This window comes from Paenibacillus lentus (assembly GCF_042714055.1).
Classification (GTDB): Bacteria; Bacillota; Bacilli; order Paenibacillales; family Paenibacillaceae; genus Fontibacillus; species Fontibacillus lentus_A.
Genome location: NZ_JBHGVC010000005.1, coordinates 23,002 through 47,139, shown reverse-complemented (window position 1 = coordinate 47,139; position 24,138 = coordinate 23,002). Strand labels below are relative to the sequence as shown.

The 24,138-nt window shown below is 42.6% G+C and carries 17 protein-coding genes and 1 pseudogene; 1 reads left to right on the top strand and 17 read right to left on the bottom strand.

Annotated elements, in window-relative coordinates; genetic code table 11:
* Positions 1-70 precede the first annotated feature (70 nt).
* From ACE3MQ_RS12890 to ACE3MQ_RS12825, 14 genes and pseudogenes are all read right to left on the bottom strand, one after another.
* On the bottom strand, positions 71-364 hold the full coding sequence (locus ACE3MQ_RS12890) for an ROK family protein (protein ID WP_379394042.1): 294 nt from the start codon (positions 362-364) through the stop codon (positions 71-73).
* Positions 316-755: pseudogene (locus tag ACE3MQ_RS12885) on the bottom strand (ROK family protein). Before ACE3MQ_RS12885 ends, ACE3MQ_RS12890 begins: the two are co-directional and overlap by 49 nt.
* 66 nt (positions 756-821) lie before the next feature.
* Positions 822-1,013 carry a hypothetical protein gene (locus ACE3MQ_RS12880; protein WP_379393173.1) on the bottom strand — a complete coding sequence of 64 codons (192 nt, stop codon included), beginning with the start codon at positions 1,011-1,013 and terminating at the stop codon, positions 822-824.
* A gap of 48 nt (positions 1,014-1,061) precedes the next feature.
* Positions 1,062-1,766: an N-acetylmannosamine-6-phosphate 2-epimerase gene (locus ACE3MQ_RS12875; RefSeq protein WP_379393171.1), complete on the bottom strand. Its 705-nt coding sequence runs from the start codon at positions 1,764-1,766 to the stop codon at positions 1,062-1,064.
* 313 nt (positions 1,767-2,079) lie between these two features.
* Positions 2,080-3,672 (bottom strand): FAD-dependent oxidoreductase, encoded by a 1,593-nt coding sequence (locus ACE3MQ_RS12870; RefSeq protein WP_379393169.1) that lies wholly within the window; start codon positions 3,670-3,672, stop codon positions 2,080-2,082.
* A 122-nt stretch (positions 3,673-3,794) separates the two neighbouring features.
* Positions 3,795-5,333 (bottom strand): DUF4127 family protein, encoded by a 1,539-nt coding sequence (locus ACE3MQ_RS12865; RefSeq protein ID WP_379393167.1) that lies wholly within the window; start codon positions 5,331-5,333, stop codon positions 3,795-3,797.
* Between the two features lie 15 nt (positions 5,334-5,348).
* On the bottom strand, positions 5,349-6,179 hold the full coding sequence (locus ACE3MQ_RS12860) for a carbohydrate ABC transporter permease (RefSeq protein WP_379393165.1): 831 nt from the start codon (positions 6,177-6,179) through the stop codon (positions 5,349-5,351).
* 12 nt (positions 6,180-6,191) lie between these two features.
* Entirely contained in the window at positions 6,192-7,091 is a 900-nt protein-coding gene (locus ACE3MQ_RS12855) for a carbohydrate ABC transporter permease (protein WP_379393163.1), read from the bottom strand.
* 84 nt (positions 7,092-7,175) lie between these two features.
* Positions 7,176-8,480 carry an ABC transporter substrate-binding protein gene (locus ACE3MQ_RS12850; RefSeq protein ID WP_379393161.1) on the bottom strand — a complete coding sequence of 435 codons (1,305 nt, stop codon included), beginning with the start codon at positions 8,478-8,480 and terminating at the stop codon, positions 7,176-7,178.
* 353 nt (positions 8,481-8,833) lie between these two features.
* A complete protein-coding gene (locus tag ACE3MQ_RS12845) occupies positions 8,834-10,042 on the bottom strand; it encodes an alpha amylase family protein (protein WP_379393159.1) in 1,209 nt (402 codons plus the stop codon).
* A 117-nt stretch (positions 10,043-10,159) separates the two neighbouring features.
* Complete coding sequence (locus ACE3MQ_RS12840) at positions 10,160-13,498, bottom strand: family 10 glycosylhydrolase (RefSeq protein WP_379393157.1); 3,339 nt, start codon at positions 13,496-13,498, stop codon at positions 10,160-10,162.
* Positions 13,499-13,644: 146 nt separating this feature from the next.
* On the bottom strand, positions 13,645-13,839 hold the full coding sequence (locus tag ACE3MQ_RS12835) for a MurR/RpiR family transcriptional regulator (RefSeq protein WP_379394040.1): 195 nt from the start codon (positions 13,837-13,839) through the stop codon (positions 13,645-13,647).
* 1,895 nt (positions 13,840-15,734) lie between these two features.
* A complete protein-coding gene (locus ACE3MQ_RS12830) occupies positions 15,735-16,553 on the bottom strand; it encodes an Abi family protein (RefSeq protein ID WP_379393155.1) in 819 nt (272 codons plus the stop codon).
* 526 nt (positions 16,554-17,079) lie between these two features.
* Positions 17,080-17,463: an HNH endonuclease gene (locus ACE3MQ_RS12825; protein WP_379394038.1), complete on the bottom strand. Its 384-nt coding sequence runs from the start codon at positions 17,461-17,463 to the stop codon at positions 17,080-17,082.
* 138 nt (positions 17,464-17,601) lie between these two features.
* Here ACE3MQ_RS12825 and ACE3MQ_RS12820 point away from each other — a divergent pair, with 138 nt between their 5' ends.
* Positions 17,602-17,787, top strand: coding sequence for a hypothetical protein (locus ACE3MQ_RS12820; protein WP_379393153.1), 186 nt, complete (start codon positions 17,602-17,604; stop codon positions 17,785-17,787).
* A 238-nt stretch (positions 17,788-18,025) separates the two neighbouring features.
* Here ACE3MQ_RS12820 and ACE3MQ_RS12815 read toward each other — a convergent pair whose 3' ends face one another.
* The 3 genes from ACE3MQ_RS12815 to ACE3MQ_RS12805 are packed head-to-tail and all read right to left on the bottom strand — an operon-like array spanning position 18,026 to position 24,045.
* Positions 18,026-21,364: a DEAD/DEAH box helicase family protein gene (locus ACE3MQ_RS12815; RefSeq protein ID WP_379393151.1), complete on the bottom strand. Its 3,339-nt coding sequence runs from the start codon at positions 21,362-21,364 to the stop codon at positions 18,026-18,028.
* A gap of 24 nt (positions 21,365-21,388) precedes the next feature.
* On the bottom strand, positions 21,389-22,561 hold the full coding sequence (locus tag ACE3MQ_RS12810; RefSeq protein ID WP_379393149.1) for a restriction endonuclease subunit S: 1,173 nt from the start codon (positions 22,559-22,561) through the stop codon (positions 21,389-21,391).
* Entirely contained in the window at positions 22,558-24,045 is a 1,488-nt protein-coding gene (locus ACE3MQ_RS12805; RefSeq protein WP_379393147.1) for a type I restriction-modification system subunit M, read from the bottom strand. The genes ACE3MQ_RS12810 and ACE3MQ_RS12805 overlap by 4 nt, the downstream gene beginning before the upstream one ends.
* Between the last annotated feature and the right edge of the window lie 93 nt (positions 24,046-24,138).

Sequence of the window (24,138 nt, the reverse complement as noted above, 5' to 3'; positions counted from 1 at the left end):
TTATACACAAATTCCTTTGAAAGGCAAACTAGTATGCTATAACAATTTACATTATAATGTAAATTTAATTTTAAATAAAATAACCTGCTACAGCCCCTACTACACCTCCATTATCTCCTAAAGAAGCCGAAACTACCTCAATTTCCCGAGCCCTCTCTCTAAAAACAAGAAGCAGCTGGCGCGACAGACTTTCACGAACCGGATTAAGTAAAAAATCGCCTTGCCGAGTAATGGCCCCTCCAATGACAATCCCCTCTGGATTAAATGTATGGACCATATTAGCCAGACCAGCAGCAATATACTGAGTATATCTTCTCAGCACGTGAATAGATGCTTCGTTTCCTTCCTGCGCAGATGCGAATATACTTTCCGCGGTACTAATCCCTTTTTAGCTCTGCCCCAGCTTCTTTCTACCATTCTCATCAATCCTGTAACAGAAGCATACTGTTCCCAACAGCCTGTTCTTCCGCAATTGCATGGATAACCACTGTACTCAATAACATGATGGCCTATTTCTCCCGTAAACCCATCCGTCCTTGATACGGCCTATGAATAATGATCAGGCAACCGCCAACTCCCGTTCCCAAGGTAACACAGATGAAATCGTTCCATTGTCTGCCAGACCCTACCCACGCTTCGCCGAATGCCATGGTATTCGCATCGTTATCGATCAATACAGACAAACCTGTCATGGAATGCAGCCGATTTCCAAGCTCCATTCCGGCCCATCCCGGCAAATTAGCTGTGGCCCCCATTACAACGCCTGTCCGACTATTAACTTGACCAGCAGTCCCGATGCCAACACCTTTTACCTTCCATCCTTAACTGCTTGAATACCTTTCTAATTCCTTCGTAATTTCGGCAATTCGATTTAACAGTGCTTCGCCACCTTCATTTGCCTTCGTCGGACAATTCAAATGGTGAATGACCACTCCCTCCGCATTTACAATCCCCGACTTAATATTTGTTCCACCGATAGCCAGACCTATAGCTACTTCCCCAGTATGTCCCATCCATAGAACCTCCTCGTATAAAGGCTGCTGCAAATTAAATAATAAAGACTAAATTTCAGGAACGTTATGATATTGAAGTATAGCATCCGTATATTTCTTAGTAATCAATTGCGGCCTGGTAATGGCTCCGCCAATTACAACTGCGTAAGCTCCGGCCCGAAGACACTCAACAGTCTGTTCAAGACTATGAATTCTCCCCTCAGCTAACACGGGAATGCTAACCATTTGACTTAAATCAGCAACTAATTGAATATCTGGTTCCTCACTCTGCGGGCTGTAGGCTGTATAACCAGATAGCGTAGTAGAAATAAGATCAAAACCCACTCTCTCCGCCTCTACTCCTTCTGCTACAGAAGATACATCTGCCATTAATAGTACTTGGTGCTTCTCCCTTATTTCTTTAACCAAATCCGCAAGACAAACATTGCCCGGCCTATTGCGTAAAGTAGCATCCGTAGCGACAATATCGGCTCCAGCAGCGATTATACCTTCAACCTCTGTTAAGGTAGGAGTTATATAAACGTCAGAACCGGTATACTCCTTCTTCCATAAGCCGATAACCGGCAAATTCGTCACCTTTTTTATCGCTCTAATATCTTGAGGCGTATTCGCCCTGATCCCTACCGCCTTGCCCATTTCAGCCGCTAGAGCAAAGCGGGCCATATAATCACTTCCGTAGAATGGTTCTTCCTCAAGAGCTTGACAGGAAACAATAAGTCCACCTTTTAAAGTTTGAATAATTGAATGTAACATAGTGCAAACCTCCATATAACAAGAAATGGTATTCATTGTGTAATATGTAGTGCATTTTTCGTGGATATTATCTCCACATTTCATTTTAATGATGGTTATTTTCTTCGATTATAGCAGATACATATTCTTTGTAAACACCCTTTGAGCAGATAATCTAGATCGAACCAAAAAAAGGACCACAAGGCCTGTTCCATGACTCGGCAGAGACAATAAGGCATGGGTACGTACTCTTCCATTTCCTTAGAATCAGCAAACAGCCACCCCTTATTATCAATAGAGTGGCTGTCTGCTGATTTATTCTACTCTATCGGTGTTAAAGAACCAGATCGTCCGGCCAGTGGATTTGGACCCCTTGCCTTTGAATCAGCGCTTGATAGGCCTGAAGATGCTCCGAATTGGCGTGTACCTCATGCGGCGTCACTTGATTCTGTAGCGCATAGGCCGCTAAATAACCGACCGATTCCCCAATATTCCATTCTGTCGGGTGAAGGCGGTAGCATCCGTTCGTGATTTGAGTGGTGCCGATATTTTTACAAGCGGGAAGCAAATTCTTGACCCGGATCGGCAGTAACGCACCAAGCGGAATCTCGTACGGATAATTCGGAATATAGAATGTCCGGTTCGTGACGGTCGTCAGATGAACATCTAGATGGTAGCTTCCTACTCCGACGCTATCATCGTAACGGCAAATCCCTTGTTCACCGCGGATTTCCTTACTGACATCCTGCTCAGTAATGGTATACATCGCTTTAATCCGGCGCGACTCGCGAATATACGGATATTTCGCCAGTCCGTCCTCCGTACCCAGTACATCCGTGCGCAGCCGGATGCCCGGATACCCTCTTCCTCCGTCTGGGCGAGGCGTCTCGGTCTGGAGCCAGTAGATCAATGAGAGGCTTAATTGTCTAGCATTTGCCAGATGCTCCTCCCGTTCCGCTTCAGGAACGTCAATAATTGAACCCAAGAAATAATCGTTCTGCGGCCAGTTAATCAAGGTAATATCACCTTCATATAACCCAGGCTCAAATAAAGCCGGGTCGATGACACGACGATACGTCCACAGCGACAACAGCTCCCGCCCGGAAGCGTCCGTGCTGCCTGGAAATAGGGCGAACTCCTTCATTTTCTCCGCGTCATCCGTATCGTTCGCGTACCAGCTTAACAGCGGAATATTCGTATGCTTCGGTACGAACTTGCGCCAGAAATCATATTGCTCTGGCTTCTCAATTGTGAAATCGCCACCCTCTACATAATCGAGTGCAAACACATGGGTAATCGACTGCATATCGAGCGGATTTGCCTCTTCCAGCGCATGCGGCTCCCCTGTCTCATGCTTGGACTCCGCACCTATCACATATTCAACCCCCGCTAATGGCAGCACATCTCCGCATTCCGTAGCATCGAGGAAGTATGATCCCCTTAGTACAACTTCTTCACCTGAGCTTATATGTGTAACGGTTACACTCTCTATCTGATCTTCGTTCACTGAGGCTGCAGTTGGTCTGAAATGATACAATACCGTGATACGGCCGCTGTTCACATACGGGGCCAACATATCCTCGATGACGCGCAACGCCACCTTCGGCTCATGGCATAAGCGGCTTACCCAACCGTTGCCGGGATTAAGCAGTTCATTATTCTTCGCTTCCTCTGACATCGGATAGTTCTCTCGATAATAAGCACGTACCCGGTCTCGAAACTCGCGATACGTCTCTGTGCAGCCGAATTCCTCGATCCACTGATGTTCATCCGGCGGAACCGCCTGACTTGTCAGCTGACCGCCGATCCAATCCGTCTCCTCTGTCATGATCACACGCACGCCCATTTTGGCTGCAGCCAATGCGGCCATGCATCCGCCCAACCCGCCGCCTAGGACGACGACGTCTGTCATTCGCTCGTTATTCATCTCTCGCTGGCTCCTTCTCCGGCGCTTCCAGCATCCACCTGAGCTGTTCATGCACCTTTTCTGTTATTTGCAAAATTTGTAGACCCTCGCAGCATTAGCGAAGCTCGAACCCTCGTCGTACTTTATTGTCCTTGCTTAGTATCACGGACATGGGTCTTCAATCCGACCTCAAACATCCGACTCCAAGGCATATAGCAATCGTCGATCACGATCTCATAATTATTCTCTGGATCATGCAAATGCTGCTCGATGAACCGAGTCAATTCAGCTCTGACTCGCTCGGCGATTTGTCCCCGCTGTCCGTCGATCGAGAAATAATTGTATCCCGTACCAGGCAGCACCCGATCACTTACATCCCTACGCACGGAGGCACAATAGCCCCCATCCTCGACATAGCGTAGTGACAGGAAATCGCGATGCTGCGGCGTATTGCCATACACGGCATAGATCATGCCTTGTGCAATGCAAGTTCCGAGCGTGTTACCACTTGTATTCCAGCCTGCATAACCGGCCAATTCGAACAATAGCTTCTTATCGCGAAGCAGCTGCAGCAGTTCAAGATCTGCTCCGTTGGCATAAGCTACATCGGCGATAACACAAGGCTTGCCGAGATGGTGAACAATATCATCAGCCACCTCGATCAGTTCAACTAGATTCCGGTATACCTGATACCCTATAAAGGGCCGTCCTTGATCATTCGACTCCATCATGCTCTCGCCGGGTGTATTGATGCATAGGGCCATATCGGCTTCTGCCAGGGAAGGCGACATTAGTCCTCCGGCCGCCATAATCTGATATTTGACCGATTCATATAGTACGCGGTCTTCATATAGAGGTATCACTAACGGCCCTTGCACACTGGCAAAATGAACATGCACCCGTGGTTTACGACGCTCAAAATGATTGATCATGCGGGCAAGTAGCGTGCATCCCACTTCGTCGGCCCCGGGATACATATAGACGGACAGCTGCTGCTGACACTTCTTGACATGCTCGCGAACGTGCTGCTGATCCACAGAAGTCAGACCATAAGGAGCCGAGTCATCCTGTGGGATGATCATGAAATCGACGGCCCCGTCCTGCACCAGTTCGATTGCTCTCTTATTCGCTGTTAAATTAACAGCACGGCGTTCCGTGTAGTCCTGCCACATGGATTCAGGCAAAACGCCCTCAATCTGCTGCAATTCATTCTGCTCTTCTTCTGTCGCGATGCCCAGCTCCAACCGGTGGCGGATATATCCGCGCAGGAAAATCTCCCTGCCCCAATTCTCGTAATAATCCGGTTCTTCATCACCGCTGGAATAGCGCGGGCAACGCATAATGAGCTGATAAGCAAATACATGCAAATCCGGGTTGATCCGCTTCAATTGACGGAGCTTCTCCAATTGCTCCCCGCATTGTTCCTCCGTCATCTCATGCAGCCGCGAAGGGATTATTCCTCCGTACAGCAATGTGTCCAAGGCCACAATCGCTCCGTCTGCATCACGCGCCTGCTCGAATAACCAGGCCCATAGCTGTTCGATGTCTCCAGGGCGCTTCTTCAGCCCCATGATGCTCAAATCCGGACGGACGACATGATAATCCGTTCCCGCGGCAAGAAATGCCGGAAATTCGTAATTGCACGGACGTTCGTCCAGCGGAATATATATAATTTTTCTCATGTGAGTAGTGTCCTCCTATCCTTTAACTGCTCCGGATACACCTTCCATGTAATATTTCTGGGTGCACAGGAACACGATGATAATCGGTATAACCGAAATGACGGTACCGGCGGCAATCCAGCCAAAATTATAGGAAAATTGGCCATTTAAAAAGCTAAGCGCGGACGCGATAGGATACTGCTTCGTATCATTAAGCACAATCATCGGCCAGAGAAAGCTATTCCACATCCCCATGAACTCCAATAGTCCGATAACGGCGATCGCCGGCTTCACAATCGGCAGCGCCAATTGCAGCCAAATACGAAATTCGCTGGCACCGTCCACTTTGCCGGAATCGCGCAGCTCATGTGGCATGCCCATAAACGCCTGTCTCATTAGGAATACGTTGAACACGGTAACCGCTGAAGGAAGCACGACTGCAAGAAACCCGCCCATCAAGCCTAGTGCCTTCACCGTTAAGTAGTTGACGACCATCCCGGCTGCAGCTGGGATAATCATCGTCGCCACCAATAAGGCAAAGATAAGATCCCGTCCTTTGAACCGAAATACGGCGAGCGGGTAGGCCGTTAGACAGGAGAAAAAGATGTTCATAACGACGCCCATCAGAGCAATGATAACGGTATTCATTAAATATCTTGGAAAGTCCATGTAATTCCACACTTGGACGTAATTGTCAAAGTCGATAAAAGTCGGGAAGATCGCCGGAGGAAAGCTGAACACATTCTTGCCGGGCATAAGCGACACACTGAAGATCCATAGGAACGGTCCCATCATAAAAATGGCAAATAAAATCAAAGCTCCATACAACAATAATGATCTCACTAATCGAAGTGGTTTTCTTCTCATATCATGCATCCATTAATATGGATTGACACCGCCCTTCCGGTTGAATCTGAAGATGATAATACTAAGCGCGGCAATCATGACGCTGACAATTAAGCCAAGTGCCGAGGAGTAGCCAAAATCAAATTGTTGGAAGCCTTGCTGATAAATATACAAGCTCGATGTTAAAGTTGAATCCCCCGGTCCACCTTTCGTCAGGATAAACACTTCATCGAACACACGGATTGCCGCCATTAGTGAAATAAGCGTGCAGAAAAAGACATACGGCTTCAACAGCGGAATTGTAATTTTACGAATCGTCTGAGCTCGGCTCGCGCCATCAATCGTCGCAGCCTCTGTCAGATCCTTCGGAATGGATTGCAATCCGGCCAAATAAATCATCATATAGTAGCCAAGGCCCTTCCACATCGTAATGAACATCAGTGTCCACAGTGCTGTATCTTTGTTGGACAGCCAGGTAATTCGCTCTTTCATTAACCCTACATTGGACAGCACATAGTTTATGACCCCATTCTGGTTGAGCAGCCAGCCCCAAATAAGCGCTACTGCAACCATAGAAGTAACGACGGGGATGTAATAAGCAGTACGGAAGATTTTAATTCCTTTGACATTGCTATTTACTAGAATCGCCATAAGAATAGAGAAAATCTGAATAAATGGCACAACAATTACATATAGCAACGAGTTGACCAGCGATGTGATGAAGCTCTTATCCTGCAATGCTTTGACGAAATTATCCAAACCGACAAACTCGGTCTTGCCTATGACGGAGTAATTCGTCAGCGCCAGCGGTACGCTATAAATAATCGGCCAGAAGACAAATAGGGCCAGTAGAATCAAACCCGGTGTCATGAAGAGCCAAGCCACTGACGCTTCCGACTTGCCGAATCTAGTAAAGAAGGATGTTTTTTTCATGATAGTACTCCTCCACCACCTTTATTAAAGATAGTTCTATATCTATAAGAATCGGGCAGGACAAGCCTGCCCACTCAGACGTATTTAGTTGCCTAAGATTTTGTTAACCTCGCCCTCGACCTCAGTCAATGTCTTCTTCGCATCAGCACCGTTCAAATAAATTTCCTGCAATGCTTTGGTGACGGCCTGATTGACGTCTTTGGCACTCTCAACGCCGATGTAGAAATCCTCGGCTTTATCAAGGCTGACTGCAGATACGGCCTTAGCCATCCCTTCCAGAGTTCCGTCATTTTCCGAGAAGAACGGATCTTTGGCGCTCTCTACTGTGGAAGGCAATGTATTAGCGAGCTTGGAGAATTCCAGTTGATTGGCAGCATTCGTTACGAATACAGCGAAGTCGACCGCTTCTTTCTTATGAGATGTTGCCGAAGGCACGACGATGTTCATCGTGTTGGAATAGCGGATGCCCGCTTTGCCAACCGGACTTGGAACGGCAAGCATTTTGTTGTATACATCCGGCGCGGCTGTCTTGATCTTGTTAATGAATGGCGAGCTGGATAAGGACATGGCCACTTGCTCACCCGCGAAGTATTGCACTTGTTTATCGTAGTCGATAATGTCTTTTGGAATGACGCCGTCTTTTAACAGCTGTAAATTCTCATTAACATACTCTTCCACTTCCGGTGTATTAAAAGCTGCCTTCTTATAATCCTCGGTCAGGAACGGCAAGTTCTCTTCCAGCAGAGTGCGCGCCTCCATCGTGAAGATGTAACCGTAGGCGCCGGTTTTCTCTTTAATCTGGCGACCCCATTCGTTCAATTCCTGTTTCGTCTTCGGCGGATTGTCCGGATTCAGTCCAGCTTTCTCCACCAGATCCTTATTCATGAATAGGACGGGCAATGCAGTGTACCAAGGGAGTGCGAACCCTTTGCCGTTCATTTCTGTTGAGGAGTAGATTCCCGGGAAATAAGCTGCCTTCTGGTCCGCTGTCAGCTCTTGGTTGAAGTCAACCAATGCACCCTTGGTTCCCATCTGATTGGCCAGCTCCGTATTAAGGTTCACCACGTCTGGCGCATCACCGCCAGCAATATTCGTCATGAGCTTGTTCAGTACAGCATCGTAAGGGTAGTCCTTCCAATCGATCTTGACATTCGGATTCTGCGCTTCATAATCCGCAATCAATTTGTTGAAGTAATCATTGAAGGTCGGCTGCAATGAGATTGTCCAGAACTCTACCGTGACTTGTTCCGCGGGCTTCTTGCTATCTTCGTTCCCACTTGAAGCAGCCCCCTTGTTGCCCGATGAATCCGAACCACACGCCGCCAATAGCCCCACCATCATCATTGATGCTAATAGTAATGAAATCAACCTTCTACCTTTGAAACTCATGCCACAACACCCTCTCTTCTTTATAAACTATCTCTCAAAGCAAGGAGAAGGAATGACTGTAAGTCCGAAAACGGTAGCGCTTACAAAAAAGCCTTATTATTCTACGCTATATCTGTAGTTGCTCCAATCCATGAATTATTTCGGAATAAGAGTCGTTCCTGCAACCTTCTCCCTTCTTGCATGTTCATTGTAACACGCACCAAACAAATTCTCCACTATTTTTTGAATAATAGGAGATTATTTTCTTCACATGTATTGACTCCTATTCACGTTGGCTTTTAATCGATCGAAATACGGCGTAGCTTCGTTCTGCACATGCTGATATAGTAACCCGCCATCATTCGCCCCTCACTTCAAGATTTCACAGAAAATACAGAATCCAGTTGCTCCCACCAGCTATAATCATCCAAATGGCTCACATCGAACAACATGACACCGTGCGTACGTTCTCGGCACATCCGAACAGCTTTTTCAAATTGATCAACGTTTCCTTCATAATCCTTCAAATATAAGCTCGCGATGACTGGAATCTGCCCGTTAATTGCCTCTAGGCTCATTTGGATCGCGCCTTCTACGCTGTACCATTCCGCAGGCCTGCCATTATGTACGGCTTCTTCAATTCGCACTTCGGGATAATAACAACCTGTCATAATGAAATCCAATTCATCGGCATACGCGGAAATATGATATTCTTCTGATGCCCATGGCAAGTTCGAACGATATGTTTCACTGGCCCAATTGACACCTTCGTTGTAATATAACGGATACCACGATCCGACATAAATGCTGAACGACAGACTTGGATTTGTCGATTTAACAACTTGCTTAGCAGATTGCACGAAATGTTTAATGTTCAGAGCACGCCATTCCGTCCATTTCGCGAACCAGTGCCCATACTCGATTTGTTTCGTACCTTCTTGTAAGGTAAAAATGTCCTGTGGCCATTGTGCTACCGGCTGCCCAATATATTGTTCGAATGCTCTCCTGCTTAATTCGCTAAAATCACCATAGACATTCGGATAGCGGCAGCGGTCTAGCACAATACCACTAATTTTATAGTTCGAGGCAATCTCCTTCAGAATCCCAAGTTGATGCAGTTGAACTTCTTCATGAATCGGATTCACAAAAATCGTATCATCATCCGCATTTTCAGCTGCAACCGATTCCGAAGAAAGACTCGGATTATACAGCATGACCTGCCAATCCTTCTTGTCATAAGCAATACCGTCTCTTGAATGCGTCGTACCTTCAGCGAATACATCCATATTGGCAATGACTTGAAGCCCGACAACACTCGCTTCCTCTATCATTTCCGCAAGAAAGTCTCTTCCTTCCCATACTTGATAACGTCCGTCCGACCAGCAACTTACATGATAAGCATAAGAACTTAGGAATGTCGTATGTCCATAGGGGATTTTGGCATCCACCACCAAGTGGGTTACTCCAGCTTGCTTCGCATTGTTAACAAGGCGCTGCCTCTCTGCACGATCCGCTAGTCGAACTCCATTCGCAATAAAATCAACCCACAACACATTTGCACCTTTTTCGATGGATAGACTCATATTGGGATCACCTCAACTATATAAATTTTAAAATTCGGGGTGCCAAATCGATCTCTGACACCCCCTGAATTCATTAGGAATTGATGAAGCCTAAATATTGCAGTTTCAACTCTGTCGTTATTCTTCGTGGTTCCCTTTATCATTACCAGCGCGCTGAATCGTCACCGTGTAGTTTTTCATTAGTCCATCTTCGGACATTACTTGTAACGTAACTAGATTCGATCCCACTTTAAGTTGTACGGGAATGACCGAATCATTTTCAACATGCTTGCCATCCACGGAAATCACTGAATTCTGATTACTTGTACTCGCCGTAATGTCTACCTGCGTAAACGAATGACCGACCTTTACACTGTAATCATACGTCGATGGTGAGAAGGAAGGCGTTAACTTCATTAACTTCTTCCCCGAGTTCACCGTCAAATTACTTAATTGCGTTTTCGCTGTTTTGGAGAAATAGATGTCTATCATTTTGCTGCCATAGTCCAAATCATGCTTCATTCGATTCTTCACTTCTGTATTGATCGAGTTGCTTGCAAGAAGTTTGCTTATGCTGTCGATCTTTTGTTTCATCTCACTTGCAGTCTCATCCGTCATATTGGGATTCACATTTAGAACCTTTACAGCGGATTCAAGTTTCTGTATTAGTTTCTCGCCCTCTTTATGGCTCATCCCTTGGAAGGGAACGTAAATCTCATTGATTTTACGGATCATCTCTTCCATCACGGTCGCTAGAGGCTTGGTCGTATCATATTGAGGCAAAATGGCTTGATTACGATACACCCCAATCTTCAGCAACTTGTCATACTTATAATTAAAAAATAGTCCTTCAAATTCAAATAATGCGGCTCCAGCTCCATCATTCTTTGTCGCTTCGGTAATTTGATCCACAACAGCCGATGTAGGATTGCCTTGGAACGTATCTAGACCCGATGAGACGAATGCATTGTCCCCTGCTAATGCCATCGAGTTTCTCAAGTCAGTTACCGTTAATTCCGAACCCGGCGCATATGACATATGGAACAAGTGATCGATCAAATTATGATCTAACCAGTATTTCGCTTCTTGTGCGTGCGATTTCGGTGCTTCTTCATAATTCGGCCATACCGCAGTTGTAATTTGTAGGTTTGGTTTGATTTGATGCGCCTCGTTAACTACCCGAACGACCCAGGTATTGATAATGTCCGCACGGAATTGTAGCCATTCATCCCAGTAACGATCTCCTGGATGAAGGTCAAGCGGATCAACGCCATATTTCTCGCTGAACAAATTACGGGTATACGTGTCGTAACCAAAATCATTCGTGTAATCTCCGGACCCTGGATACCTCGCATAATCCAAATGCAGTGAAGCTATGTCATATTTCGTGATGAGTTCATCGTATACAGAAGCAACGAAATCTCTAGCTTGCGGGAGCGCTGGATTAAGCCAATACCACTTGGCATTGTGACTACCTTCTTCATAATTCATACCTTTTCTACTTTCCATAAGCCAATCGGGATGATTCACCACAACCGGTCCGCCGACAAAGAAGTTCTCCACCCAGGCATGAATTTCAATCCCCTGTTTCTTGCCTTCCTCAATAAATGCTCCAAGTACATCAAAGCCTTCATACAAAGGATTTAATTCAGTATCTGGCAAAGACGTTGGCCAAGTGGTATATCCATCCCACCACGTTTCCAGATAAATCGCATTGATACCGGTCTCTTTGATTTTCTTCACATGATCTCGAACCTGCTCCAAGTTCTTCTCCTTCGGCCGCATCCAGAGACCTCGAGTTTGTACTTTCGGAGACTCAAAATTCATATAGCTTGCATCCGTAACTTTCTGATCCAATTCATTCAGTAAATCCATTAATCCGTTGGTACCGCTTTTATTTAGTCGCTGTTTAGCCAATTCATAAACGGCCTTCGCTTCTACAATCTTCTGTTCAATATCGGCATAAGGCACATCCATAAATTGATTCTTGGATAACTGGAGCGCCTTCTCTGCGCTATCGATACTTATCGATGCTTTATCTAAATAAGACTCCGGCGTAAAAATAACCAACACTTCTTTTTTAGCAAAATCCAGACTCAATTTGGCTCCGACCAGTGCGTTGTTCTTTAACCATGTGTTTTTAACCCCATGACCGGATAATACATAGCCGCCTTCAGGAATTTTACTGTTGTTCCCGCCATTGTTCGTCACATATCCGTCCGCATTAACAATGATTTCATTGCCCCATGGGTTCGTGCCAGTCTCCACACCATAATTACGATCATAGACGATCAACTGATCCGATCCACGAAATCCTGGATAAGGCACATTGCCAACATTGTCCCAGCCTCCGGGATTATCTTCTTTCACTTTCGGATTAAATGCATCAAACGAAGTTCTAGCGGCTTGGTAAATTAAACTGTCCGTCACGAGCTCAACCTCTGTGCCGATACGCACTTTACCCGCTAGTTGGTTATAGAATGGACTTGCCGATTGAATCGACAGTACATATCCATCCGATGGGATGGATGAGTTGTTATCAAGATAAGCCCCAGTGTTGGGATCGTATGCAATCTCCACGACGCCCGTTACCTTATTGCCAACAACTGTAAGCTCCATTCCCCAAGCATTCTGATTGGTGGTTGCGCCATAAGTAGGCTGGTACAACACCACTTCTCCCGCTCCACGCGGTCCATTTATTTTATCAATGCCTACCGCAATACCATTCACTTTCAAATATTTGCTAGGCAGAATAGGAATATCTAAGTTAATCGTTTGTACGGACTGTCCCACCTCCAAATTCAAGGATGACGCAGCATTGCCAGAAGCCGAAATGACATAACCGTTCGCAGGAATGTAGGTTCCACTCTGACCATGGACATCATATGTGCTTTTCACGACTGACACATCATTGGTGATGATATATTGAACGGTATCTTCAGAGAATGGTCTTGTCATCTCACCAAAATGACGTGTATAGACCGCGATGGTGTTGGTCGGTTGATCCTGATCTACAACGTCGATCGGTATGGTGCCCTGCTCTGTGATGAGCTGTGGACCTCCGACTACCGGTACAGGTAGCGTGTAGCCAACAATCTCAACCGGGTCTCCCGGACTCATATTTTCTTTAATCCACTGTTCACTCGATCCGTGACCAAACAGTACAAAGCCATTCGTCGGTATTTGTACAGCCCCTTCACGATAAGTGACGTCCGTAACGCTGTAAATACCTTCATGGTAGTCCACGACTGCGGCAGCCGCGTAAGGGTTCGAATCTGTGAGCTTACTACTGTTTTCTCGCGTAAACAAAATCATTTCATCTGAAGCTCCGATAGCTCGATTCACTGCTGTAATGCTGATGGTGTTGCCATTTGAAGCTTTCGCCGTGATGGCTTCATCGGCCGACACACTCAACGTCATTCCTGAAAAAATGAGAACAAAACATAAGATGAAAGACAGCGTATTCTTTAATCTCATTATCGTACCTCCCCATATTGTTCATGAAAAAACAGCTTCCCAAGCACTCCCTCTTATATACAACTTATCTCGTCTACAATTCTATTTTTTGCCGAATTTCTTATAAGCATCACCTCCAACAATAATTATGGAGTATTCCTCTTATGCTATGATTTGGAATCATGTTGAATTTCCACGTTTAACCCTAAAGTCCGGCAAAATCGAATAACAGATGTTTCTCCTACACCTGCTTGTTCCGCTAAATTTGTCACTGTAGCCAGTACCGCTTCCTCAGGATTGCTCTGTACAGCATCGGCAACTTTCTTATCCGCCTTCGTCAAGGAAGAATAAATACTAGAGATCAGTAATACGTGTTGGTGGAATTAATTAGTTTCTGTGTGTGCTTCATACAACCTACCAACCCCCAAAAATGTGAATAAATCGTTATATTCATCATAACAGACAACTCACATTTGAGGAAGAATATTTCCGCTTATTTTATAATTAAAATTAAATTTTTTCTCCTTTCCAAACTTTCTGAGTAAGTGTTTATACTAAGTGCAGTGAGAAAATTTTCTCCCCCTGCTGCCCTTGAGTCTTTCTGTCATATCTAGAGGTAAACTATGCTCCAATACAAATCTGCAATGTGACTTGGTTATCATTAAACATTGCGGTTATGTTAACTAGGGAGAAGAGTGCATTCAAATATTATCTGTATATCCGCTTTGCTACTCATAACCATATTTCCTTATGAGAAGATATTCCTCAGCCGTATAACACCGATTAAATCTAGAGTAAAGGGCTGAGTTTTTTTCAGCCCCTCCTCATCAAACCGTACGTCAGACTGTCTAACAATTATTAATAAATCCTCGTTTTTCTGTTCTTTGTTGAATCTCTATATCAAAGGAGATGAGCTTATATGCCCTATATCGAAGGTGAGTCAAGACATCAAATTCATTTACTCGGACGATTTTCCTGTTCGAGTCATCGATTGGGGTTTCAGGTGTATTCAGGCATCAGAGCGGGGCAAAAACGTTATCACCGGGAAGATCTTCTTAAGCTCTATCTTTACTTTATATAAACGGCATCCGTTCCTCCCGTAAAATGGAAGCCGAAACGAAAAGAAACATTGAATTAGTGTGTTTCTCTGTATCATATAGACTATACCCCGCACACTCCTAATAAATTATTAACTACTACATTTGTGGATGCATTTTTGGCAGAACTCAAGAAATTTTCATTAAGTTTTGTGTGACAGGAGGAGACCTAAATAAAATCCAAAAGCAAAGAGCAGATGTTAGAAGAAAATAAAGTTCTAAACAGAAAAATAAAGTGGTAGACTGACGATGACGATACTTCATTAAGTTAACGGGCAGAGCAGCTCCAATAAATGGCAAAATTATTATGAACAATTTTAGGAGTGATAACTTGGCTATATCAACTCATTGCTCCGCAGCGCGCGAGCTTCCTCGTACACCTGAAACAGCGCCTACCAGTTCTTGAGCGAAAAAGTGGAAATGAAAATATCAGTAGTATCAAATAGAGATGGGAGCTTAAAGATGGCGAATAGAATTGTTGGAGACTGGGAAAATAAACTAATCATCTACGGGTACAGGAAGCCTCTGGGTTCGCGTACTTATTTACCTTTTCTTCCTAGGCTATAGTTGATGAATTTATAGATGCTAAAGTGGTACTAGAGCACGCCAGTAAAGAACAAATGATTTATCAAATTTATTACTGGATTGAAGGGGAGGGAGAATTCTATTTGCGAATAATTGTCTCGTATCTCGAGGATTCAATCACCATCCTTGCAGATGATGCTAATATCGCGGTGCGTGCTTATAAGGCTCTTTGCGAAAGTTTGGCACGATGGAAGTTATAGTGAAGCTAACGGAGAACGTTAGTTCAATTGTGATGAGTACCATCATTAATGGGTATATATCAGAATTCTTATCGAACGCGCCCTCGATTCATTAAAAAATCTAGGGCTCTTTGATTATCGCTACAGGAAAATGACACAACTGTTCAGATTAAAGGGGGATCCACCAAGTTAATATTTCTACCATAGTTCATTGATCAGAGTTCGGCAACATTCTAGTTCAAAGCATATAAAAACCCGCTCATTGAGCGGGTTTTATGTATGGAGGCGAGGGGAGTCGATCCCCTGTCCGAAAATAACGGCACATAAGCGAGCTTCGCATGGGTGAAGTGAAAAACTTTGATGCCTAGAGACTCCCGTATGATTGTCATGCATCATTTACTCCCTAAGAATATCTGTCGGAACGGATCTCAAATGCCTCTCCCAATCCTCAATAAAACCCATTCTATTAAGTTGACAGACATGATCATATCGGTCGATTAATGCACTTAATTTAATGATCCAAGGATTCCAAATAGAATATTCCCGAACCAAATACTTCAAGGTGAAAATAACGCCGTATAATGAATTCGGTTGTATTTTTAAGTCCTGTGCATTAAAAGTTAGCGATACTTGCTTAGTTAACTTAGTGTCGTATATCCTTGAAAAATGCGCACAACGATTTCGGAGGACGCACATCGAATGGAGCCAACTGTCCAACAGACTAGCAGTCTTCAATCCATATTGTTTGGATATTATTCTTTTATCTTCAGGCTTTAAATTGGTATACAAGATAGACATACTAGAAAATGATAACACTTCAACAGCTAACCATATTGGATATCGACTACCATATTTACTTTTATAGTGAGCAACGTACAACTCTTTACTTCGTCCCAATTCATCATTCATCTTTGCAACGAAGTTATTATAGTCTTCTATTTTTCGAAAAGAAAAATTAGATGATTCTTTATAACACTCCGCTCCGTACTTATGAGCAAGGTGATAGGAAATCCTAGAACGTGCGCTTACTTCTACATATTCAAAAATATCTAAAAGTAACGATCGTAAACGCATATCAAATTCATATAGATCCACGATCTGTTCAAAGGTTGTTCCGCCTAAGTAACTTTCTTCGTTCACTTTAAATGGAAGCAGATATCCTGTAAGTCGATAAATAACTAATACGTTGAAAAATCTCGATGGCTCTTTCTTCATTTACAATAACTAAACCTCGGGACTTCAAAATCTCAACCATTTCTTTATATGTTGCAGGAGGCTTTAACTCAGGCACAGCATTCAATTTCATAGCCAAAACCTCCGTAAAAATAAAATGGCCCGCCCAGTTTCGCATTGTTAAGAGGCGCGGGCGGGATCTGTTACCTTAATTATACATTTCTCCTTTGATACCGTCAACTTAGTAAAACATATAATTCTCAAGAGGCAAAAGACACCTTCTGGGTGTACAGTTTGACTATAAAACAAATAATGATCAATCTTCTGGAAAAATAAATCTTCATATCACGAAGCGCAAAAATCCACAACCTCAATCGGTTGTGGATTTTCAATATGGAGGCGAGGGGAGTCGAATCCCTGTCCGAAGGCAACGCCACATAAGCGAGCTTCGCATGGGTGTAGTCACAGTTTTAATGTCGGTAAAGCAAACGCCTGCTACGATGCCTGTAGTGACTTTAGTGGTAGAAACGACAATTCTCTACCTTTGCTCAAGTATCGTTTTTTACAATTAACGATGTCTGTATTTAGCTCTAAAAATGCGCCAACAAAGCTTGATAAGATTAGGAGCCGAATGTGCATTTTCGGCAAGATAAGAGAACGCAGTACGGTTTCCTCGCTTCGTATTACAATCGCTACATGAAGCAAGCAGATTGTGTGGAAGATCCGAGCCGCCTTTGCTTGAGGGGATAATATGGTCCACTGTCGTGGCGGGACGTCCGCACCACAAACAAGTGTGATGATCCCGTTTTAGCGCTACTTTTCGATAGTCACGAAATAAGAACGGGTTATAAAGTAATTGGATCGTCTCCTCATCAATCCAGACGGCACGCGAACGCTCGACTTCCCGCCAAGCTCGATGAGGCAAACATGGTGTTAGTTCTTGACCATCCATATTGAGTACCGATATCATTGTTCCCTCATTATGATTATGATTCATCTATTTCACTCCAACTGTAGGAAATGCTTTGACTTATTATAAACAAAAACACCATCCTCATGCGGATGGTGTTCATGATGGTGGAGGCGAACCATGGCTTTGCACAATTGGCGTCATCATATAAGCAAAGGATTCATACCTGGTATAATGCTGAAGCCAAGCGCCAGAGGCAACACTAGCGCGATAAATACGATTGATTTAGCGAAATATTCCAGATTGGAAAACACGCTTAGCACGCCTTCTTTAGAAATACTGCCGCATGTTCTGCTGCATTCCTAAAGTATCAAATAAAAATCATAACTAAAGTGTCCTTTTAATATAAAAGGTATGTACCGTCGTAATCTCATGACTTTTTCGCAGTCGTTGTCATCTCATTCAATGCAAGGGACCCTGTCACTATCGCTGTATTTCATCAAAAATACATCAATAGCAAAAAGCAGAAACGTTAATATAACAACATTCCTGCTTTTAAAAATCCCACTTAAAATTGTGTCAAAAAGGACTTTGTAAATAGCCCTTAAGAAATATCCTCCGCATTACGGTTAATATGATCAATGATATCCAAAATTCCTCGAGCTTTTAGAAGCTGGTCCTTGAACACAACCATAATCCCACCTACTGAACTAAACGGATCTTGCTGTAATGCTTGGCGTTCTAATGTGCCATTCTTAACGATGTAATCAATAATCAGCTCAACGAATTTCGTTTGTTGTAAATTTAAGTTCTGTTCAGAAATAAACGTTGAAAATGCTTCAACAGCAGCCTGTCGGTCTAGACCGACGATTTTACGAACGAGCTTTGTTACCGGGGTATCGCCATAATCTTTTTCGTACTGTTCTTTGGAACCAAGTTCACTCCACAAAATTCGCTCTAAGTACTCCACATCTTGCTTCGTTAATGGTTTATTGTTACGCAGCTTATAAATCGCTAATGTGTCCTCATGTTGATGCTCTTTTAAGTAATGCTCCACCTTTTTACGATAGCTTTGTAAGTCATTCACATTATAAATCGACGCATTTTCTGCAACAGTTATCACTTCATCTTGGAAATCCGTGTAATAGATTTTCTGATTCGAACGCTCAATATAGCGAATTAAATCACGTAGTGCAATACGCACCCTTTCTAGATCAGCAAGCGAAGCCTCTTCCCAGAATTCCATCGTTCGTACGTCATCAATCACATCTTTTTGTGCTAATACTTGTGGAATTGTAGCTAGTTTTGAAAGTGCTTCGGCTGTATCAATAACTCGGCGAATTGGCTTTGTGGCATTATTTGATTGCAAGCTCGCTAATTCAATCGTCAGCATTAACAGATCAAAGCGTTTGGCTAACTCATCATCTTCAATCGGTGTAATTAACGGTGAAATGTTTTCTTTCACTTCATTGGTCTGCACGACCGATAACGCTTGCCAGCTCTCCTCATTTTGATACTTATGCACATATTGTAAGTATTGGCGCACTCGAAAGTTCTCATCTTTTAATGCTCGAACGTCCGATACAATTTCCTTCAATAGCTGTTCACGATATGAAATAAACGGTGCTTCTTGATATTGAAGCGATTGTAATTCACGTACAATATCGACTTTAGCGTTAAACAACTTTTCCGTTAAGGTTTGGGTTATTTTCGCTTCCTCGCCTTTTTCATTCTCACGGAAATACTCGAAGTTTCTTAAATAATCAAAAATTAAGAAGTAGCCCTTATCCAATCCTGGTCCAAATAAGTCTTTACGGAGACGTGTTCCGCGGCCGATCATCTGCCAGAACTTCGTTTTCGAGCGTACCTTTTTGAAGAAGACTAGATTTAATACATCAGGCACATCAATTCCCGTATCTAACATATCAACCGATATAGCAATTTGTGGCATTTTGTCCGGTGTTGAGAAGTCATCAATGAGCGTCTGATAATATTCCACACTATAGTCGATTACCTCTGCAAAATTACCACCGTATTCAGGGAATTTCAAATCGAAGCGTTCTTTGATGGCCATCGCATGCTTGTGGTTTTTGGCGAAAATAATGGTCTTCCCTAATTTATCTCCACCTTCAACCTTCAAGCCAAATTCCAATAAGTCACTTAACACGTGATCGATTGTGTTCTTGTTAAATACAAAATGATTAATCGCAGAGCTATCAATATCTCTTACTTGCGGTTCGTCTTCAAAAATCTCGTCAAATTCTTCTTTTTCGTCTTCAGATAAATCATCGTAACGAATACCATCATCTAAAATTTTCAACGTCGTTTCTCGTGTACGATAATCAACTAAGTAGCCATCTTCTACAGCCTTCGCTAATTCATAGGCAAAGGTCGGTACGCCGTTTTCTAAATCAAAAATCGTGTACGTATTTTTATCAAGTTCATCCTTAGGCGTTGCTGTTAACCCGACAAGCATCCCGTCAAAGTAATCGAAAATGCTTTTATACTTCTGATAAATCGAACGATGTGACTCATCGATAATAATTAAATCGAAATGCCCTATCGTAAATAAACGATTACCGTCCTTACGCTTCACTTCATCAATCGCATTCATCATCGTTGGGTACGTCGAGAACACCATACGAGCAGCTTCAGGGTTCGAATTTTTCTCTAGCATATTGCTTAATGATAAATTCGGAAGTAGTGTGTTGAAGTTACGGAATGCTTGCTTCACTAAAGATGTACGATCCGCAAGAAACAGTACGTTTTTCACCCAATAATGTTTCGTTAACACATCGACTAATGAGATCGCCGTTCGTGTCTTACCACTGCCTGTGGCCATTACGAGCAGGCCTTTTCGTTGGTTGTTACTGAACGTATCACAAATCGCTAGAATCGCTTCTTTTTGATAGTAACGGTTTGTAATATCGTCATTAATTTCAACATTCGTTAAAGGACGCTTCATTTGGCGACGGTCGATTAACAATTGCAGCTCATCTTGTGTATAGAATCCTGACACTTTACGTGCTGCATATGGATCATGCCAAATATGCGTTTCAAAGCCGTTTGTATAAAAGATGACTGGTCGTAACCCCTGCATCTGCTCTACACAATCGGCATACAGTTTTGCTTGGTTACGCCCTTCTTTGGGGTCACGTGAAGTACGTTTTGCTTCAACAACAGCTAAAATTTTACCGTTCGTACCCCGTAACACATAATCCACGTAACCTTCGCCTTTTGCATTTGGCATACCTGTTACCGAATATTCTATCTCAATGTTTTTGCCAATTTCCCAACCAGCTAACTTTAAGTCTAAATCGATATAACGTTTACGCGTATCAAATTCCGAAATCGTATCGACATCAAAATCGTAATCTCGTTGTGACTCTACACGATTTGCCGTGAGTTGCGCCCGGAGCTCTTCATTCTGCTTACGAAGCTCTTCAAGTGACTGATCCTTAGCACTTAGCTTGTCATATAAATCACTTAGTTCCTCTGGACGCTCTCGCTTATACACTGCATCATACAGTAACGCTTCATCAAACGTAGATGCGGTATATTCCTCTGCGTAACAATAATCAATCCATGCCACAAACTGATGTAAATTATGTAAAGACAACACCGCTTCATCACGAGTGATTGCCACATTCGTATGTACAGCTGCATTACCAAGCTTTACCACATATTTCATCATTGGCAAAAGTTCTTCATCAATGATGCCCAAAAAGTGACGATTATGAATCAAACTTGAAAGGTTATCCTGATAGGGTATTTTAACATCATTATCAAACTGATATACCCACTTCACCGCAAGCTCGAGCGCACGGCGCGATAAAATCGCAACCGTGGCTGGGCTAACTTGCATCGCCTTTTCCGCTTCAAAACAGGCATTGGCAAAGCTAGTGAATAACTGTTTATCCTTTAAAAAATCGAAGTTCAACATATACTCATCTCCTATGCGAGATAGTTATTGTTCTTGGAAGAGTTCGCCTTTGAAGGCTTTGGAGAGAAGTGAGTTATAAAGATTCTCCATCCACAATAAAGATTTTTTCATTTTTTCCTTTTCATTGTTAATCACTAGCAATCTTTCCGCAAAAACATTTTGTAATTCAACTGGAGGGATTATAAGTTCAATATTCTTTAAGGAAAAGATTTTTAATTCTGCAAATGTTGTGCCAGAGGCAATTTTCAAATAATCATTTATTAATTTTATTTTTAAAGCATATTGAATATACACAGGATTAACAGAGTTATCTTTAAAATTTATCCATAAAACTCGTCCATCTTTAAAATAAAAAGGGCTATCCTCTTTCACAATCCAAATTCTACCGTCAGGACAGATAGAAGGCATTAATAAATCACCTATTTTAGGTACACCGCTAATCTCCTTTAAATTTCTATAATGCTCTTCTGTAATAAATAATTCTGGAGAAATATCTTTACCCTCTGCAAGTTCACCTATTTCTGTACCTCTAAAGAATGGGATTCCTCTATCTACTAACTCATTTACAAATACACGCTTACTTGAGCCAACTATTGCAATATCTTGCAAGGTTTTTTTGGGGAATTTCCTCCCTCCTATTATGTCTTCTCTAAACATCTCTAAAAACAAACTTTGTGTTAATTCATCAAATGCTGTGATTTGGGATTGGCGATGTTGAATTAAGTTATAAACAATGTTTAAAATATTGACTACTCGTTTCTGTTTCTCTAGGGGCAGTAATGGAACATCTAATTCTCTTAAAATATCTAAAGTTATTCCTTTAACTGTTGCTCCCTTCCCCTGAGACTTCAAATATTCTGCTTTACTTTTTAGAAAGTAAAATAAAAACTTCCTATCAATCAATTCAGAATTTTTAGGTACCAATGCCTTCAAATCCTGGTTAATAGTTACATCAACTGTATTAATGGCTACTCTTCCTAGAGCCATTCGAGTAGGTAGTAAAATGCTATTTTTCTCAACTAAGTTTGTACTAGAATTATTCAGTCCTTCTTCTGTAATATATTCAAGTGAAGAATCGATATACTCCCGATTGATATCTTTAACAGTTACCCATGGTATCTTCCCATTCCAATAAACGCCGTTATCACGAGATGGAGTACCGCCACCAATAATGTCAACGAGTTCTTTCAGTTTCACTTTAATAGCTCCTTTAATTCTTCTAACCCTTGAGTAATTTCAACCTCTAATTGCTGAACGTATTTAAGTATTTCCTTCGGAGATTTATACTCCACTTCCTCATACTCAATCTCCTTATACTTATTAATCGACAAATCATACCCTTGCTCACGAATCTCATCCACTGGCACAAAGAATGATTGCTCTGTACGTTTACGTTCTACTTCACCTTGTAAGTTACTGAAACGGGCAATAATATCCTCAATATCACTCGCTTCAATTGGTGCGCGTTTATCATCTAATGAATATCCATCCGCTTTCATATCATAGAACCATACGTGATCCGTTCCACCTGTACCTGTTTTCGTGAAAATCATAATACCTGTTGAAACCCCTGCATACGGCTTAAATACGCCACTTGGCATTGAAATGATAGCTTCTAATTTATTGTGATCAATAATTTCTTTACGAATAGCTTTATGCGCATTTGAGCTACCGAACAATACGCCATCCGGTACGATTACCGCTGCACGTCCACCAGCCTTTAACACTCGTAAAATTAGTGATAAGAATAGTAGCTCTGTTTTCTTCGTTTTCGCTACTTTTAATAAGTCATTCGATACAGCATCATAGTCTAACGATCCTTTAAATGGTGGATTCGCTAGTACTAATGTGTACTTATCTTCATCTTTATTTTCTTCAGATAGTGAATCACGATAATCAATATTTGGAGCATCTACCCCGTGCAACATCATGTTCATTGCTCCAATACGTAACATCGTTGTATCCATATCGTTACCATAGAACATGTGATTGTGGAAATGCTCATTTAACCCTTGTACTAAAAACAAGTCTTGATGGTTCTTTCGTAAATATTCACTTGCTGAAACTAGGAAACCCGCTGAGCCCATTGCCGGATCGATAATGATATCTTCTGGTGACGGCTTCATGACTTCTACCATCATATTGATAATATGACGTGGTGTACGGAATTGACCATTTGTCCCCGCTTGTTGTAGCTTCGATAATAAGTACTCGTAAATGTCCCCTTTTGTATCACGTTCTTCCATTGGGATACTATCAAGTGCTGTTACTACTTTTTGTAATGTAGCAGGCTTATTAATTTGGAACATTGCATCTTTCATATACTTTGAGAATGCAGATTCTTCTTTACCACCTAACGTTTTGATGAATGGGAAAATCGTATTCACCATTACTTCATACATTTCTTGGGCAGGTAAGTTCTTAAACTGTGTCCAACGCATCATTGGCCAGTATTTCTTTTGCACTTCATTGAAGTCTGCTGGCATTTCCGAGAAAATCCCTTTATATTCAAGCCCTAAAAATTCCGCTTCGTTTTCTTTTTCCAGTTCGCCTTCATCTAGGCCTTTAATGAAGAGTAAGTATGTTAATTGCTCAATATTTGTTAAAGGGTTTGTATTCCCCTCTGTCCATAATGTTGTCCAAATAGTATCGATCTTGTTTTTGATCTCACCAGTAATCATGTTGTAACCTCCATTATATTAAGGTACCTATTGCAGGCACCTTCTCTTACGATCTATTTTAAACTAAATGTCTGCCCATTGCCCATTTGATTA